The 16,118-nt window shown below is 49.9% G+C and carries 13 protein-coding genes; 9 read left to right on the top strand and 4 right to left on the bottom strand.

What is annotated here, in order from left to right:
- Positions 1-164 precede the first annotated feature (164 nt).
- Positions 165-1,532 (bottom strand): signal recognition particle protein, encoded by a 1,368-nt coding sequence (gene ffh, locus KDM87_RS11350; RefSeq protein ID WP_212679162.1) that lies wholly within the window; start codon positions 1,530-1,532, stop codon positions 165-167.
- A 384-nt stretch (positions 1,533-1,916) separates the two neighbouring features.
- Here ffh and KDM87_RS11345 point away from each other — a divergent pair, with 384 nt between their 5' ends.
- From KDM87_RS11345 to KDM87_RS11315, 7 genes are all read left to right on the top strand, one after another.
- Positions 1,917-3,065 (top strand): ABC transporter substrate-binding protein, encoded by a 1,149-nt coding sequence (locus KDM87_RS11345; RefSeq protein WP_212679161.1) that lies wholly within the window; start codon positions 1,917-1,919, stop codon positions 3,063-3,065.
- Between the two features lie 112 nt (positions 3,066-3,177).
- Positions 3,178-4,323 (top strand): ABC transporter substrate-binding protein, encoded by a 1,146-nt coding sequence (locus KDM87_RS11340; protein ID WP_212679160.1) that lies wholly within the window; start codon positions 3,178-3,180, stop codon positions 4,321-4,323.
- Positions 4,324-4,581: 258 nt separating this feature from the next.
- On the top strand, positions 4,582-5,553 hold the full coding sequence (locus KDM87_RS11335) for an ABC transporter substrate-binding protein (RefSeq protein ID WP_186897064.1): 972 nt from the start codon (positions 4,582-4,584) through the stop codon (positions 5,551-5,553).
- Between the two features lie 115 nt (positions 5,554-5,668).
- Entirely contained in the window at positions 5,669-6,487 is an 819-nt protein-coding gene (locus tag KDM87_RS11330) for an ABC transporter permease (protein WP_212679159.1), read from the top strand.
- A gap of 1 nt (position 6,488) precedes the next feature.
- On the top strand, positions 6,489-7,286 hold the full coding sequence (locus tag KDM87_RS11325) for an ABC transporter ATP-binding protein (RefSeq protein ID WP_212679158.1): 798 nt from the start codon (positions 6,489-6,491) through the stop codon (positions 7,284-7,286).
- Positions 7,287-7,339: 53 nt separating this feature from the next.
- On the top strand, positions 7,340-9,142 hold the full coding sequence (locus KDM87_RS11320; protein ID WP_212679157.1) for a sensor histidine kinase: 1,803 nt from the start codon (positions 7,340-7,342) through the stop codon (positions 9,140-9,142).
- A gap of 165 nt (positions 9,143-9,307) precedes the next feature.
- A complete protein-coding gene (locus KDM87_RS11315) occupies positions 9,308-10,648 on the top strand; it encodes a sigma-54-dependent transcriptional regulator (protein ID WP_230407735.1) in 1,341 nt (446 codons plus the stop codon).
- Positions 10,649-10,687: 39 nt separating this feature from the next.
- Here KDM87_RS11315 and KDM87_RS11310 read toward each other — a convergent pair whose 3' ends face one another.
- The 3 genes from KDM87_RS11310 to KDM87_RS11300 form a co-directional block, all read right to left on the bottom strand.
- A complete protein-coding gene (locus KDM87_RS11310) occupies positions 10,688-11,476 on the bottom strand; it encodes a type IV pili methyl-accepting chemotaxis transducer N-terminal domain-containing protein (protein WP_212679156.1) in 789 nt (262 codons plus the stop codon).
- Between the two features lie 300 nt (positions 11,477-11,776).
- Complete coding sequence (locus KDM87_RS11305) at positions 11,777-12,346, bottom strand: YIP1 family protein (protein WP_212679155.1); 570 nt, start codon at positions 12,344-12,346, stop codon at positions 11,777-11,779.
- Positions 12,347-12,614: 268 nt separating this feature from the next.
- The gene (locus KDM87_RS11300; protein ID WP_212679154.1) at positions 12,615-14,777 is read right to left on the bottom strand and encodes a S46 family peptidase; all 2,163 of its coding nucleotides are present in this window, start codon (positions 14,775-14,777) and stop codon (positions 12,615-12,617) included.
- Positions 14,778-15,039: 262 nt separating this feature from the next.
- Between KDM87_RS11300 and KDM87_RS11295 the strand changes: the two genes are divergently transcribed.
- Together KDM87_RS11295 and KDM87_RS11290 are read left to right on the top strand one after the other, a co-directional pair.
- Positions 15,040-15,849, top strand: a complete 810-nt coding sequence (locus KDM87_RS11295; RefSeq protein WP_212679153.1) for a cytochrome C assembly family protein — start codon at positions 15,040-15,042, stop codon at positions 15,847-15,849.
- Positions 15,846-16,112, top strand: a complete 267-nt coding sequence (locus KDM87_RS11290) for a PP0621 family protein (protein WP_212679152.1) — start codon at positions 15,846-15,848, stop codon at positions 16,110-16,112. Before KDM87_RS11295 ends, KDM87_RS11290 begins: the two co-directional genes overlap by 4 nt.
- Positions 16,113-16,118 lie beyond the last annotated feature (6 nt).

The following is a 16,118-nucleotide window of genomic DNA, read 5'->3' as shown; positions in this document are numbered from 1 at the left end:
TAGTGGTGCGGTTTCCACGGTGATGCAAGTGTTTTTTGTGCGTTTTTTAAGAAAAAATGCAGTAAATGCTGCTTCGTTGGATTTCTATCCAAAAAAAAAGCCGTATCAGCAGGGTTTTACCTCTGATACGGCCATTTTTGTAACCTCAGGGTGACGGTGGAAAATCAGCGTTTTCCTGGCATCATGCCCTTCATTCCGCGCAGCATTTTCATCATGCCGCCGCCACGCAATTTTTTCATCATGGACTGCATTTGTTCAAATTGCGCCAGCATGCGGTTGACTTCTTGTATTTGCACACCGGCACCGGTCGCAATGCGGCGTTTGCGCGAGGCTTTAATCAGCTCTGGTTTCGCGCGTTCTAGCGGCGTCATGGAATTGATGATCCCTTCCATGCGGCGCACGGATTTTTCTGCCTGATCCATATTCGCACCGGCGGCGGCCTGTTGCATTTGTGCTGGCAATTTATCCATCAGTCCGGATAGTCCGCCCATATTCTTCATTTGCGATATTTGCATTTTGAAGTCGTTCATGTCGAACTTGCCGCCGTCTTTGATTTTGTGCGCCAGATTCTGCGCAGCGGCGACGTCCATCCCTTTTTGTGCCGATTCGACCAGCGCCATGATGTCGCCCATGCCGAGCACGCGGCTGGCCATGCGGGTCGCATCAAAGGCTTCAAGGCCATCCAGTTTTTCTGCAACACCGACAAATTTAATCGGCTTGCCCGTCACATAACGTACCGATAACGCGGCACCACCGCGTGAATCACCATCGAGCTTGGTCAGCACGACACCTGTCAGCGGCAACGCGTCATTAAATGCTTTGGCGGTATTGACGGCATCCTGTCCCAGCATTGCATCAACGACGAATAAAGTTTCGATAGGTTTGACTGCGGCATGTACCGCGGCAATTTCCTGCATCATCGCTTCATCAATACCAAGACGACCGGCGGTATCGATGATCAACACATCGTGATAATGTTTTTTTGCGTAATCGAGAGCGGCTAAGGAGATATCGACAGGCTTTTGATCTGGCGTGGACGGGAAAAAGTCGGCACCGACTTGCCCGGTCACAGTTTGCAACTGGCCAATCGCGGCCGGACGATAAACGTCGGCTGAAACGGTCAGCACTTTTTTCTTTTTCTGTTCGCGCAGATATTTGGCAAGCTTACCGACGGTGGTCGTTTTACCGGCACCTTGCAAACCCGCCATCAGAATAATTGCTGGTGGTTGGCAGGCGAAACTGAGTTGCGAGGCTTCTTCGCCGAGGTCAGCTCCCATCAATACAGCAAGTTCTTTCTGAACGATGCCGACCAATGCCTGGCCTGGAGTCAGTGAAGAGATTACTTCTTCGCCCATCGCTTTTTCTTTAACGCGGGCGATCAGTTCGCGTACTGCAGGCAAGGCAACGTCCGCTTCCAGCAATGCCATGCGTACTTCGCGCAGCATGTCGGCAGTGTTGGATTCGGTCAGTCTGGCTTCGCCACGCATAGTCTTCACGACTTTGGCGAGGCGCTGGGTAAGGTTATCAAGCATAGCGAACGAGTAGAATTTCTTGGGTAAAAAGCAAATTGAAAGCGATTGCCCGGTGACGGTCAGTCGCTCGGAGCAAAACAATCCGCCATTTTACCTGATCACCGCAGTGGCTCTGCGAATTCATAGAAAAGCTTGTGGCTGAAATGCAGATGTTCCGTAAAATCAGAATGTTTACATGAACTATTCTGTAAAATCGGAACGGATTCATTTCTGTTGGGGATATTTCTTTGCTGACACAGATCAGTGTCACCGGTTTTTACTTACATTTTTCCTGGGAATAAAATCTGCTTTGGCCTGATAATTATATTTCTTTACGGTAATTATTTTATTGTCTTTGCTGCGAAATTGTAAAACCCCCAAGTCCATTGAAAAGCTGGAAATCAAATGAAAAAAAATCTATCGCGCCGTTTGTTTGTTGTCGGTTTGCTCGCCGTCGGCACGTTCTTCTCTACTTTGCATGCAAACGCAGAGGAGGGCGTGACGGATTCCACTATTTTGCTGGGGCAGACGATAGGCGTGACCGGGCAAATTGCAGGCCCTGTTAAAGAAATGATGGCAGGCGCCGCCGCCTATTTTGCCTACGTTAATAAAAACGGTGGGGTGCATGGCCGCAAAATTGAAGTAAAGACGCTTGATGATAAATTTGATCCGGCGCTGGCGCTGAGCAATGCAGATACGCTGATCAAGAAAGAGCACGTATTTGCATTGTTCCAGAGTCGTGGTACACCGCATACGCAAGCGATACTGCCTTTGCTGGCAGAACATAAAATTCCGCTGATTGCCCCTTCAACTGGTGCGGTGACATTTCATACGCCTGTCAATCATTACGTGTTTAATGTCCGAGCCAAATATCAGGATGAAGTGAAAAAGGCCGTCGAGCAATTTGCCACCATCGGCCTGAAAGATATTGTTTTAGTTCACGTTGATGACAGTTTTGGGAAAGATGGACTGGAAGGGTTTCAAAGCGCGATGCAGCAATTCAAGCTGAAACCGGTCTCCATCATTTCTTACGACAGAGCCAAACCGGATATTAAAGCGGTCGCTGCCAGCGTCGTTCAAAGCGCGGGCAAGGCCTTAATTCTGGTGACGTCTGGAACGACGACAGCGGAGTTGATCAATGCCATACGTGATGCCGGCAGTGCGATACAGATCATGGCGGTATCGAATAATTCATCGCAGTCTTTTATTGATTCTCTGGGTAAACATGCCACTGGCATTATGGTGTCGCAGATCGTACCTGCACCGCATCTGTTGTCCAGCCAGTTGGGGCAAGAGTTCCGGCAAGTTACGAAAGAGCATCATGTAACAGAATCGTATGCGGCAATGGAAGGATTTGTCTCTGCCAAAGTGATGGTCGAAGGTTTGCGTCGTGCCGGTAAAAACCCGACAAGAGAGGGATTGATCCGGGCGTTAGAATCAATTAAACGCTTAGACCTCGGCGGGCTGACACTGACGTATTCAGAAAAAGACCACACTGGCAGCGAATTTGTGGAGCTGACCATGATTGGACGTGACAAGCGTTTCTTACGCTGATTCTTTTATGATCCATCAGGATTTTGCCCTGATTGTGATTTGGTTTTTATATTTTTTGTTATGAGTTATGGAGCGCTGACGTCATAACCTGTTATTTTTTTCGGAGACTATTATGCGCAAAAAAAATTTGAATCATCTGATTGCCGGGCTCAGTCTGAGCGTGGTCGCCCTCTTCACCAGTGCGATCGCTTTGGCTGAAGATGGTGTGACAGATTCAACGATATTGTTAGGACAAACCGTCGGTGTCACCGGCCCGATTGCCGGAGCTGTCAAAGAAATGCAGGCCGGTGCAAATGCCTACTTTGCTTATGTGAATAAAAACGGTGGTGTGAATGGCCGGAAAATTGAACTCATCACTCTGGATGATAAATTTGATCCGACCCAGGCCTATAAAAATGCGGAAACGCTGATTAAAAAAGACCACGTGTTTGCATTGTTCCAAAGCCGTGGCACACCGACATCTGAGATTTTATTTCCGCTGTTGAACGAACATAAAATTCCGCTGATTGCCCCGAGTACCGGCGCGGTAGTGATGCATCAGCCTTTGCATCGTTACGTATTCAATGTGCGGGCGAAATATCAGGACGAGGTCAGAAAGGCGGTCGAGCAGTTTTCCACGATAGGCTTGAAAGAAGTTGGCATCATTCATATTGACGACAGTTTCGGACATGATGCCTTAGAAGGTTTTCTGGCAGCGGAAAACAGCTTTAAGCTGAAACCGGCAGCAACGATTAAGTTTGACCGTTTAAAACCCGATGTGGCTGCGGTGGTTCATGCGGTAAAGGCGTCGAATGCAAAAGCCCTGATCATTGTCGGTGCAGCTCCCGTTACTGCGGATATCATCAAATCCTTGCGTACCGGTGGCAACACCGCGCAGATCATGACTTTATCGAATAACGCGACACAAGGATTTATTGACAGTCTGGGCCCGCACGCTGTGGGCATTATGGTGTCACAAGTGATGCCAGCGCCGAATCTGGCGACGCAACTGGGTCAGGAATTCAAGCAGGTGACGAAGGGAACGACGGTACCAGAGTCTTATTCCGCAATGGAAGGCTTCGTGTCTGCGAAAGTGCTGGTCGAGGGCTTGAAGAAAAGCGGTCGCGGCCTGACGCGCGATGGCTTTGTGCGGGCGCTGGAATCGATGCATAAAAATGATATCGGCGGCATTTTGTTGACCTATGGTGAGAAAGATCATAGCGGCAGTGAATTCGTTGAATTGACGATTATCAATCGCGACAAGAAATTTTTGCGCTGATCTTCAGCGAAACTACCTTCGTTTCTGCTACGTCTCGGACGGGCTGGAAAGCGAAGGTACAAGTGAAGCAACGCCGATGCAATGCTGGAGTCTCAGAAGATTCCGGCATTTTTTTCTGAATATTCAGACTGTCTGCAGCCAATTATTGACGGAGGTCTAATGGAATCAATTATTTACGTGAGTTGCGTTACTGGCACGATCTGTGCTGATAGATCCGTGTTGACATCAACGTTATCGAAAAAATCATAAGGAGATAGTATGCTGAAGAAAGTATTGACGATGGCCGCCGTGATCCCTCTGGCATTGGCTGGCAGTGCTCAGGCACAGGAAGTTGTCCGTCTCGGTAACCTCAAATTCGCCCATTATGGTGCGGTATCCTACATCAAAGAAATCGCACCGAAATGCGGTCTGAAAGTGGAAGAGCGCGTCTTTTCCAAAGGCCTCGATGCGATGCAGGCAGTGATTGCCGGTGAGCTGGACGTTGGTGCAGTCTCTTCTGAAGCGGCGATTTCTGGTCGCGCCAGCGGTACACCAATTTATGTGGTGGCTGGTTTTGCTAAAGGCGGAGCGCGCCTTGTGGCGCGTGCCGATCTCAGCGTAAAAACGGTCAAGGATCTGAAGGGCAAAAAAGTGGGTGTCACGCGCGGTGGTATTCAGGATATTTTGCTGGCTGCTGAGTTGTCGCAGAATGGGCTCACATATTCCGATCAGCCGGGTAAAGATGTGCAGATCATTTACCTCGGTTTTCCTGATCTGAATCAGGCTTTGCTGGGTAAAAATATCGATGCGATGATGCAGTCTGAACCTTACTCTTCACAGTCGATTGGCAAGGGCTTTGGTAAAGAAGTCATCAAGCCTTACGATACACCGCTGGGTGAACCGGTACGTGCGATGGTGATGACAGAGAAATTCTACAAAGAGCGTCGCCCTGTCGCGGAAAAATTCATGCGTTGTTTTGTTGAGGCGACAAAAGCCTTTATCGACAACAAAGATCTGGCAGAAAAATATGTGCGTGAAAGTATGTTCAAAGGTCAGGTCAGCCATGAAGACTTTGTGAATGCGATAGGCAATTCACCTTACTCTTACGATATGTCTGTCGAGCATATTCAGGTCACCACAGATCTGATGCAAAAATACGGCATCGGTAAAATGAGTAAGCCGCCAGTAGCAAAAGAATGGGTCAAAACAGATTTGCTTGAGCAAGCGAAGAAAAGTCTGAACATTAAATAAGTACCGGTAAACCATGGTACTCCTGGCACAGCATCAGCCTGTAACATCCAGAACAGAAGCAAGTCTTTGGCCCGTCCCTGACGCTGCTTCTGTTTCTCTTTTCTAAGGACAACAAATGAAATTCAAATGGCGTGAAATTGGCGCGGGTCTGATTGTGCCCGCCATCCTCATCGCGATCTGGCAAATCGTCACCAGCAATGGCTGGGTCAATCCGCAAGTATTACCTTCACCGGTCGCCGTGGTGAAAAAATGGATAGAGTATGCATTGCCGCTGGAAGCCTACGACCCGGCAACCATGAGTCGTTTGTCATGGGCATTTTCCGGTGAACTGGTTCGTGACACCATCGGTAGTATGTATCGTGTGCTGGTTGGTTTTGTTGTCGGTGCCGGGCTTGCATTACCGCTGGGGCTGGCGATGGGATCTAGCCAGCGCGTCTATGCCTGGATGAATCCTTTGATGCAGATCCTGCGCCCGATTCCGCCGATTGCATATATTCCTTTGTCTATTCTGTGGTTCGGACTCGGTAATCCACCGGCCATTTTCCTGATTGCGATCGGCGCGTTTTTTCCGGTATTGATGAATACGATTGCCGGTGTGCGTCATGTTGATGGGATTTATATCCGCGCGGCCCGCAATCTCGGTGCCAGTCAGACCACGATGTTTGTGCGGGTGATGTTGCCTGCCGCTGTGCCGTATATTTTATCGGGGGTGCGTATCGGTATCGGTACCGCTTTCATTGTCGTGATCGTTTCTGAAATGATTGCGGTGAATAATGGTCTGGGTTTCCGGATTCTCGAAGCGCGTGAGTATTTCTGGTCGGACAAAATTATCGCTGGCATGATCAGTATCGGTATGCTGGGTCTGGCAATTGATCTGGCGATGAATAAATTAAATAACTATTTGCTGCGCTGGCACCGTGGATTGGAGAACTGAGATGAATCCTACACATATCAAAGTGAATGCGGTCAATAAAATCTTCAAGACTGCAGACAAAGAAGTCGTCGCCCTGCGCGACATTAATCTGGAAATTCCCGAAGGGCAGTTTGTTTGTCTGCTTGGTCCTTCCGGTTGCGGTAAATCAACTTTGCTGAATGCGATTGCCGGTTTTTCTTTACCGTCGTCCGGCAGCATAATTGCGAATGGAAAAAATGTCACAGAACCCGGCCCTGATCGCGGCATGGTGTTTCAGGAATACGCGTTATTTCCCTGGATGACAGTCGAGCAGAACATCGCTTTCGGACTGGAAATTAAAGGCATGGGAAAAGCCGATATTGCCTCACGCGTCAGTAAGTTACTTGAGATGCTGGGTCTGGCTGATTTCAAACATCGCTTTCCGAAAGATTTGTCCGGTGGGATGCGTCAGCGGGTTGCGATTGCGCGTGTGCTGGCGCTGGATTCACCGATCATGTTGATGGATGAACCGTTCGGTGCACTTGATGCACTGACCCGCCGTAATCTGCAGGATGAATTGCTGCGTCTCTGGGCTGAGTTGAAAAAGACCATTATTTTTGTGACGCACAGTATCGAAGAAGCGATTTATCTTGCTGACCGGATTATCGTCATGACTTATCGTCCGGGCACCGTGAAGAAAGATATTCTGATCGACCTGCCACGTTTGCGCGACCCGTCTGCGGCTGAATTCAACGCCTTGAAACGTGAACTCGGACAGCTCGTCATGGAAGAGCAGCAACGTCATCATAATGATGAACTGAAAATGGCTGCCGTCGATTAAACATGCCCGTCATCCCATCACTGCGATGGCAAAAGCAGGTTATTGAATAACATATGAACTCTCATCAGCGCATCATTACTATGTGTCTCAGTGCGGCATGTAGTGTGGCGCTGATTTTTTTTGCGTATTTATTTTTCGCACAAAAAGAAAAAAGTGAAATCCGTCTGGCCGGTGACAGACAGCTGCAGATTATTGCACTGGATCTGGAATCGGTGCTTGAGCGCTACGAGACTTTGCCATACTCAATTTCGTATCTGCCGTTAGCTGCACAGGTACTGGCGAACCCTGCTGATAAAGCGCTGGTGCAGCAATTAAATCTGACGCTGCAGGATATGCAGCAGCAGGCAAAAATTGCCGCGATTTACCTGATGGATGCGCAGGGAATGACGATCGCTGCCAGCAATTGGAACAGTGCGCAAAGTTACATAGGAAAAAATTTCAGCTTCCGTCCTTATTATCAGGATGCGATGGCGAAGAGTGGCTCGTCAGGCCACTTTTATGCGGTCGGTAACACCACCAGTATTCCCGGCTATTTTATTTCCCAACCGGTGTATGCGTCGGCTGCGCAACGCGGGCACAGTGCGCCTGTCGGTGTGATTACGGTCAAGATCAGTCTGGATGAATTTCAGAAATCCTGGCGCAGCAATAATGAACCTATTGCGCTGACTGATCGCAATGGCGTGATATTTTTAAGTAACCGCGACGAGTGGCGTTATCGCAGTCTGCGTTTGCTGGATAAAGATGTGTTGAGTGATATTCAGGCGACTTTGCAATATTCCGGTAAGCCGGTTACGGCCATCAGTAGCCTGCCCAAAAAAGATCAGGCTGGCTTTGGTGATTATCTGACTCGTCCGATAGGTCGCCTTGGCTGGCAACTGATGTTGTTTCCTGATGAAAGTAAAGTGGTGCAGGCAGGTGTGCAGGCAGCGGTGATTTCTATGTTGTTGCTGGTGCTCGCAGCGACCGTTGCCGGTGTTTATTATCAGCGCCGGCGCCGTATCGAGGAACGACAAGCGGCGGCAATTGCTTTACAGCGCGCCGCCGATGAACTCGAATTAAAAATTGCGCAGCGCACTGGTGATTTAATGCTTGCCAATACACAACTCGAAGAGCAGTTCTATAAATTGCAGACGACAGAGCAAGTGCTGCGTTCGACGCAGAATGAAATGGTGCAGACCGGAAAGCTGGCGATGCTGGGGCAAATGGCAGCAGGAATCACCCACGAACTGAATCAACCGCTGACCGCCATCCGCGCGTTTGCCGACAACGCGGCGACCTATCTGCAGCGCGGCAAAACCGATGAGGCGGTAGCGAACTTGCAGCATATCAGTGATGCCAGCGCACGCATGGGTTCCATCATCGCTCAGCTCAAAGGATTTGCCAGAAAGAGCAGCGGGCAACTGGGCGCGGTCGATGTGTGTTCTGCGGTGCATGCATCCATCGCGATGTTGCAGAGCGATATTGAGCGACTTCAGGTGGAGGTACAACTGGCGATGCCAGAGAAGGTGCTGGTGCTGGGCGACAGTGTGCGGATAGAACAGGTCTTGATCAATCTGCTCAGAAATGCGCTGGATGCAGTGGAAACAGCGCCGGTAAAAAAAATTGAGGTGCTGCTGGAATTAAATGAGGCGCACATCAGTCTGCAGATTATCGACAGCGGCGCCGGTTTGCCAGAAGACGTGATTACCCATTTGTTTGAACCGTTTTTCACCACCAAGCCCAGCGGTAAAGGCTTGGGATTAGGTCTGGCGATTTCGTCTTCTATTGTGCAGGCGATGAATGGCAGCCTGCATGCAGGCAATCATAGTCAGGGCGGTGCCCAGTTCGTGATTCGCTTGCCCGTTTTGCCGGAATAATTTTGCCGAAATAATACTGGGGGGAGTATATTTTTACCCCCTTTGTTTTCCTTGAGATTAGGCTGAAAAAGTTAAAATGATGGGGGAGTATCTGATTTTCCTGGCATTTGCAGCCAGAATCATCAGCGTCATAGAGAGATAGAAGAGGAAATCATTGTGTCTGTTTTGTCGGTCGTATTAATTGAAGATGAACAAGCCGTGCGTCTGGCGACCACGCAGACGCTGGAACTGGGTGGCTTCAGTGTCGCGGCTTTTGCCAGCGCCGAAGCGGCACAGACGCATTTGTCCGCAGGCTTTAGTGGGATCGTGGTGACGGATGTGCGTTTACCGGGAAAATCCGGGCTGGATTTACTGGGCGAGTTGGTCGCTGCCGATAAAGATTTACCGGTGATCGTGATTACCGGACATGGCGACGTCAGCATGGCGGTAGAGGCGATGCGCGCCGGTGCGTATGATTTCATAGAAAAGCCATTCTCTGCCGAGCGCTTGCTCAATACCTGTTTGCGCGCGCAGGAAAAACGCCGTCTGGTGCTGGAAAATCAGCAACTGAAACAAACGCTGGCAAATCGCCCAGCGATGCCCGAGCTGATCGGGCAATCAGCGGCAATCGAAAAAATCCGCCATTTCATCCGTAATATCGGGCCGACACCAGCCGACGTGCTGATTCACGGCGCGACCGGTACCGGTAAAGAAGTGGTGGCGCGCCAGTTGCATCTGGCGAGTGGACGGGCGGGCGCATTTGTCGCGATCAATTGCGGCGCACTGCCTGAATCCGTATTTGAAAGTGAAATTTTCGGGCATGAGGCGGGCGCTTTTACTGGCGCGCAAAAACGTCGTATCGGTAAGCTTGAATACGCTAACGGTGGTACGGTCTTCCTCGACGAAATTGAAAGCATGCCATTGGCGATGCAGGTCAAACTGCTGCGAGTGTTGCAGGAACGCCGACTGGAACGCTTAGGTGGCAACCATCTGATCGAACTCGATTGCCGGATTATCGCCGCAACCAAAACTGATTTGCTGGCGCTGAGCGCAGAAAATAAATTCCGTGAAGATCTGTATTTCCGCCTGGCGATCGTGCATGTCTATCTGCCGCGCCTGAATGACAGACGCGAAGATATTCCGCTGTTGCTGGCGCATTTTTTACAAGGAGCGGCACAGCGTTTTCAACGCTCGCTGCCGGAATGGAGTGCGACCGAAATGCAGCTCTGGCAGCAACGTGATTGGGTTGGTAATGTGCGTGAACTGCGCAATTTTGCAGACAAGCTGGTGCTCGGTGTGGCTGATATGGAGAGTCCGAACGAGAGTGAACATGTAAGCGAAAATGCGACTGATAAACAGCCACTGCCGGATGCGAACAGTTTGCCAAAAAAACTGGAGGCGATCGAAGCCTCGCTGATCGCACAGGCGCTGCGTACACATCAGTCGAATGTCGCGCTGGCAGCCGACAGTCTTGGTATTCCAAAAAAAACTCTGTACGACAAGCTCAAAAAATATCAGCTTAATTAAGTGAGTGGCGCGGATAACAAAACCGTGCGCGCGTAGTATTTAGCTGAGTTGCTGATACAGGCCGGTGACTTTATCCATTTGTTCCAGAATGCGATCACTGCTGGTGGCAACATTGATGGCAGACTGATGTCGGGTTTTAGCATCATCCGCTTGTTGCAGGGCAAGGTCGAAAAATAGCCATTGTTGCTGCGCCAGTTCCAGCTCATCTTTAATTTTTGCGGTGTTGACGGGGGCGTTCTTCAACGCGTTCTGGGCCGCGACGAATTCTCTGCGGGCGCTGTCGAGCAGCGTGCTGGCGTCGGCTGGCGCAACATTCCATTGCCGGCCTAAATAAAGCTTGGCCATTTTCTGCGACAACATCCTTTGCCGACCGGCGAGGTTGACCCATTTTCCGCTGCTGTTTCCGGCAAGTTTTTCCAGCTGCAGTGTGCTGTCATCGGCCAGTTGCATCAGCTTGTCGCTCGATACGAGGATGCTTTTGCCATCAGTCTTGTTGGGCGCTTTTCCTACCAATAATTGCTTGTAATCGAGCCAGATTTTTTCGGCTTCGCTCAGGCGCGATTTGATATCCGGATTCGGCGCGAAGGTCCGTAATTCCACCAGTTGACGATCAAATACGGATAAGGACTGATCCAGAATTTTTCTGGCGTGATCGGCATCGATATCCATGCCTAATTGCAGATAGGCTTTCGCCAATCGCTGCGCCAGCATGCGCTGTCGCCCGGCTTTATTGATCGCATCACTGATGTTATTCACTTGTGCCGACGCCGGCAATACCAGTCCGCTGCTGAGGACCAGGCTGGTGAAGATGAAGGTTCTGCGTTTCATGATTGCTCTCCCGAATGACCCTGAGGATGCTAAGGGGTGGGGGAGTGTGCGTCTATTCGTCATTGGAACTAGACGCGGCAAGGCAAATGCCGGAGGCGTGGCAGCTTTTGGCTTATCAAGATACTCCGGGGGAGTATCTGAGCAGGCCTTTATTGATGCTGACAATCAGGCGGTTTGAGAATAAAGAGGGGGGAGTATCCGGTAATACGAAACCGGACACGCTGGCTGAGATGCAGCATGTCCGGCTTCAGGAGAAGACGCTGACGAGCTAACGCGTGTTAGCCCGCGTGGTGGCAGGTTTTACCACATCAGTGGCAATGCAACGAAACTGCAGAGCATGATCCAGACGATGCCACCGAAAGAGAAAATTTTGTAGCCCATGACTTGCGCATCAACGGTATCTTCTAATTTTAAAATCGCATACAGGCCGTGATATAGCACGCTGGCCGCCAATATCAGACCCATAATCACGCAGGCGATCACCAGCCAGAGATCGGCGGATAACAAGCCCAGACTGGATAACCACATCGGCACTGCAGTAATGCTGGCCAGAAGAAAACTATCCTGAAAGTCCATCGTCACCTGATGATCGCTCGCCAGCTTACGAATCAGCCAGCCCATCAGCGGTACCGTCAGTAATTCCATGACCAGAAACACGGCAGCCACATCAAGCCAGCGCAGGTAAGGCGCATCAACCCAGTATAAGGCCGCATGATGGCTGCCCGCATACAGCAACGCCAGCGGCGGTATCAATGAGCATGGCAACACCAGCAACAGAAAACTACGGATGACAGAAGGGTGAATTTTACTCACCGTATCCCAGCCGCCATGAAATGAAAATGGCATTTTTCCCAGATTCAGCAGATTCATAATGTCTCGTCCTTATCCTTATTGTGCTTTGATGGATATCGGTGTCAGTCTGACTGCTCACCAATCAGTGAACTCGTGCAGCGGGCATCCGCGAGGGGAATGACTGTTGCACAGAATTTATATCAATGTATGAAATAAGCAGAGAAAGTCAAGGAAACGATAGGCTGTGCTGTATGCAGGATAGGTCTTTGCGGGGCATCGTCGGCAATCATGTGCAACAAAAAAAAGCCACGCTGATTGCGTGGCTTTTGGTGAGGAGCAAGGCGTATTATTCCGCGCCCATTTCCTTAATCAGTTTGTCTGCTTTATCGACATGTTTCATTTGCCATAACATGTAGCGCAGATCGACCTGAATCGAGCGTGTATTGGCTTTGTTGTAATCCCAGTCAGAGATGATGGAATCGAGCGTGCCGTCAAAGGCCAGTCCGATGAATTCACCTTTTGCATTCAGCGCAGCAGAACCGGAATTGCCACCAGTGATATCGAGTGTTGCCAGATAGGCGAGTGGCACTGCTTTCAACTTAGGATCAACATATTTTCCGAAGTCTTTGGCTTTGATTGCGGCTAACTGAGCAGCAGGCGCATTGAATTCTCCCTGGCCTGTGGCTTTTGGAGGAATACCGTTGACTGTCGTGAATGCAGACCATGCCAGGCCATCGGCTGTGCCGTGATCGCGACCAGCCACTTTACCGAACGTGACACGCAATGTGCTGTTCGCATCAGGGTAAACCGCTTGTCCTTTGCTCTTCATGAAGGCGATTTTTGCTTTCATGTAGTTGGCATAGGCTTGCTGGATTTTACCTGCCAGCTCTTCGTCTTCCGCTTCGTGTTTCAGGCCGCCTTCATACATTGCTACCGCAGCTTTGATGAAGCTGTCGTTGCTGGTTTTGAAGTCTTCAGGTTTGGCATTCAGCCAGGCTGCACGTGTCGCTTTATCGCCCAGTTTGCTGCCAGCATACAAATTATCCAGCAAGGTTTTCAGGTCAGCTTCGCTCATGCCGTCTTTGATGCCAATTGCCGCATCGAAGTTGGCGCTGCGCTGATCTTTTGACAGTGCAGCGTATTGGCTCAGACTGTTCAGTACCAGTGCTTTATCGACCTTCTCTACATAGTTGCGCTCAACTGCTTCTACACCTGCTTTAAAGCGTGGCAGGTCGCGAACCTGGAAACCAGCTTTGCGCTCAGCATCCGGTTTCGTCGTTTCATTTGCCAGACGATACAGACTGCGGGCAGTGCTCAGCAGACGTGGATACGAACGGTCGAGGAAAAATTCACGTTTGCCTTGTGCATCGCGCTGAGCGATCAGTTTTTCTACATCCGCAATGTCGCTGGCAAATTCTTTTGCTCGAGCCGGATTGCTATTAACCCATGCTTTCAACTCTTCATGCTCTTTGGTTTTGCGGGCAAGAAAATCGCTGCCAGCATAACTGTCGAGCATGCCCTGACGGTTTTTGTAGTAGTTGTTGATACCGGCAACCTGGCTCGCATATTTCAGCTTGGCGTCAGGATCATTGGCGGTCTCTTTCGCGATGATCGCGAGTGACTCACCGGAAGCTTTGACGAATGCCGGATAGCTCCAGTCAAATGTGTACGCGACTTCAGATGGCAGACGGTGACGGTTGGTGCGGCCAGGGTAGCCCAGTACCATGACGAAATCGCCTTCAGATAAGCCGTCTTTTGCCAGTTTCAGGTAATGTTTAGGAACGTAAGGAACGTTATCTTTGCTGTAGTCAGCGGCTTTGCCATCTTTGCTGACATACGCGCGGTAGAAACCGTAGTCGCCGGTGTGACGTGGCCACATCCAATTATCAGTGTCGCCACCGAATTTGCCTACGCCTTCGGCAGGTGCATGCACCAGACGGACGTCGCGGATTTCCATCTGTTTGATCATGTAAAACTCAAGACCGCCATAGTATGGATAGACATTGCAACGATGGCCGGCATCTTTTTCACATTCGGCAACCAGGGCTTTGGAATTTTTCTCTATCGCGTCAACACGCTTTTTGCCTTCCAGTTTGGCAACATCCTTGCTGATGATTTTGTCAGAAACGTTAGTGACTTCTTTAGTAACAAAAATACGTGAGCCAGGTGCAGCCGGTAATTCTTCTGCCAGCGTATTGGCCAGGAAACCATTCGCCAGCAGATTGCGCTCAGGCTTGGAGTTGTACGCCACGCTGCCATAGACGCAATGGTGGTTGGTTGCAACCAGGCCTTGCGGCGAAACAAAAGAAGCTGAACAACCGCCCAGGCTGACGATGGCACCCATAGGGAATTCTGTCAGTTTGGTTAAAGTTGCCGGATCCAATTTTAAACCGGCGGCTTTCAGCTCTTTAGCTACTTGTGGCAGCTGTTGTGGCATCCACATGCCTTCGTCGGCGTAGGCGACTGAGGCTGTGCTCAGAACTGCCAGCGTAATGAGTGTCTTTTTCATAGTTTTATTATTGAAAAGTGAGAAAACGAAGTGAGTCTATCCCTTGGCTCAGTATATGAATACTGGACCCAGCGAGTTTAGTCGCGAAAAAATCTGAAAAGTTCAAATTAACGTCTAATTTCTGCAATTTTCTGCAAATAAACCTGATGCAATCGCTTGTTCCGGGATTATTCAGGTATTTCAATTTCCCGTTGGCGTCGGAAATACAGTCAGTATGCAAGCGAACGTCAATTTTTAAGGCGACATGGTGTAAACTTAGCTGATGCAAATCTATTTATCTTTTCTGGTGGTCGTTCTCTATCTGGCCGCTGTTTTTGTTCCGTTCCCACAGCGCATCGTTGGTGCCGGGGTCAGCGTCCTTGCGTGGTTGCTGCATGCCGCCTCATTATGGCTGGCAGTGTTTGCGGATGATGCTTTACGTATCGGTTTTGCGACCATGTTATCGGCGGCGCTATGGGTGACCGTTTCTGTGTATCTGATAGAGAATCGTAATTTTTCACTCGATGGCTTGAAGTTTTTGTTATTTCCGCCTGCCGCAGGATTTTCTATCCTGCCTGTATTTTTCCCGGGTGCAGTGATTGCACTGACGGGGAAAACAGCGATGTTTCCTTGGCATGTCAGCATCGCATTGCTGGCCTACAGCACATTGACTATCGCGGCGTTTCATGCGGCGATCATGAGTCTGCAAGATAAACATTTGCATAAATTGCGTTCACGCACTTTGCAACCATGGCTGAGCGCGGTGATTGATAAATTGCCAGCTTTGCTGACGATGGAAAAGGTTTTGTTCAGACTGATTTCTGTCGGATTTGTATTACTCAGCCTGACCGTATTATCTGGCATTGTGTTTTCCGAGCAGGTGCTGGGCGTGGCATTTAAGTGGGATCACAAAACCATCCTGTCATTATTGTCGTGGCTGTTGTTTGCCATCTTGCTGGTGGGGCGCAGGTGGCGCGGCTGGCGTGGAAAAACTGTATTGAACTTCACCTTGTCCGGTTTCCTGACCTTATTGCTGGCGTATGTCGGCAGTCGTTTCGTGCTGGAAGTGGTGTTGCACAGGAGTATGGTATGAAATTGCTGATGTGGCTGGTATTGGCGGTGTTGGTCATTCTGGCGATACGTAAAAAAGCCAGACCTATGACGCAGGACAGCATGCGCAGCCGGAATGCGGAGACGGCATCCGACGCTTCTTCATTTGATATGCCGGCGACAGCCACTACGCCGGCAGAAACCATGGTTTGCTGTGCGCATTGTCAGATTTATTTACCCGCTTCTGAAGCCGTTATCCGGGGCCAACAAACCTATTGTTCTTCAGCGCACGCTGATTTGCATTAGTTCAGA

This window comes from Cognatundibacterium rivi (assembly GCF_018139565.1).
In the GTDB taxonomy this organism is placed as follows: Bacteria; Pseudomonadota; Gammaproteobacteria; order Burkholderiales; family Burkholderiaceae_D; genus Undibacterium; species Undibacterium rivi.
This window is presented reverse-complemented; position numbering and strand designations above follow the sequence as displayed.

What these genes read in the sequence shown, in the direction of transcription:
- ffh (WP_212679162.1), bottom strand. Translation starts at nt 1,532, where the DNA reads ATGCTTGATAACCTTACCCAGCGCCTCGCCAAAGTCGTGAAGACTATG.
- KDM87_RS11345 (WP_212679161.1), top strand. Translation starts at nt 1,917, where the DNA reads ATGAAAAAAAATCTATCGCGCCGTTTGTTTGTTGTCGGTTTGCTCGCC.
- KDM87_RS11340 (WP_212679160.1), top strand. Translation starts at nt 3,178, where the DNA reads ATGCGCAAAAAAAATTTGAATCATCTGATTGCCGGGCTCAGTCTGAGC.
- KDM87_RS11335 (WP_186897064.1), top strand. Translation starts at nt 4,582, where the DNA reads ATGCTGAAGAAAGTATTGACGATGGCCGCCGTGATCCCTCTGGCATTG.
- KDM87_RS11330 (WP_212679159.1), top strand. Translation starts at nt 5,669, where the DNA reads ATGAAATTCAAATGGCGTGAAATTGGCGCGGGTCTGATTGTGCCCGCC.
- KDM87_RS11325 (WP_212679158.1), top strand. Translation starts at nt 6,489, where the DNA reads ATGAATCCTACACATATCAAAGTGAATGCGGTCAATAAAATCTTCAAG.
- KDM87_RS11320 (WP_212679157.1), top strand. Translation starts at nt 7,340, where the DNA reads ATGAACTCTCATCAGCGCATCATTACTATGTGTCTCAGTGCGGCATGT.
- KDM87_RS11310 (WP_212679156.1), bottom strand. Translation starts at nt 11,476, where the DNA reads ATGAAACGCAGAACCTTCATCTTCACCAGCCTGGTCCTCAGCAGCGGA.
- KDM87_RS11305 (WP_212679155.1), bottom strand. Translation starts at nt 12,346, where the DNA reads ATGAATCTGCTGAATCTGGGAAAAATGCCATTTTCATTTCATGGCGGC.
- KDM87_RS11300 (WP_212679154.1), bottom strand. Translation starts at nt 14,777, where the DNA reads ATGAAAAAGACACTCATTACGCTGGCAGTTCTGAGCACAGCCTCAGTC.
- KDM87_RS11295 (WP_212679153.1), top strand. Translation starts at nt 15,040, where the DNA reads ATGCAAATCTATTTATCTTTTCTGGTGGTCGTTCTCTATCTGGCCGCT.
- KDM87_RS11290 (WP_212679152.1), top strand. Translation starts at nt 15,846, where the DNA reads ATGAAATTGCTGATGTGGCTGGTATTGGCGGTGTTGGTCATTCTGGCG.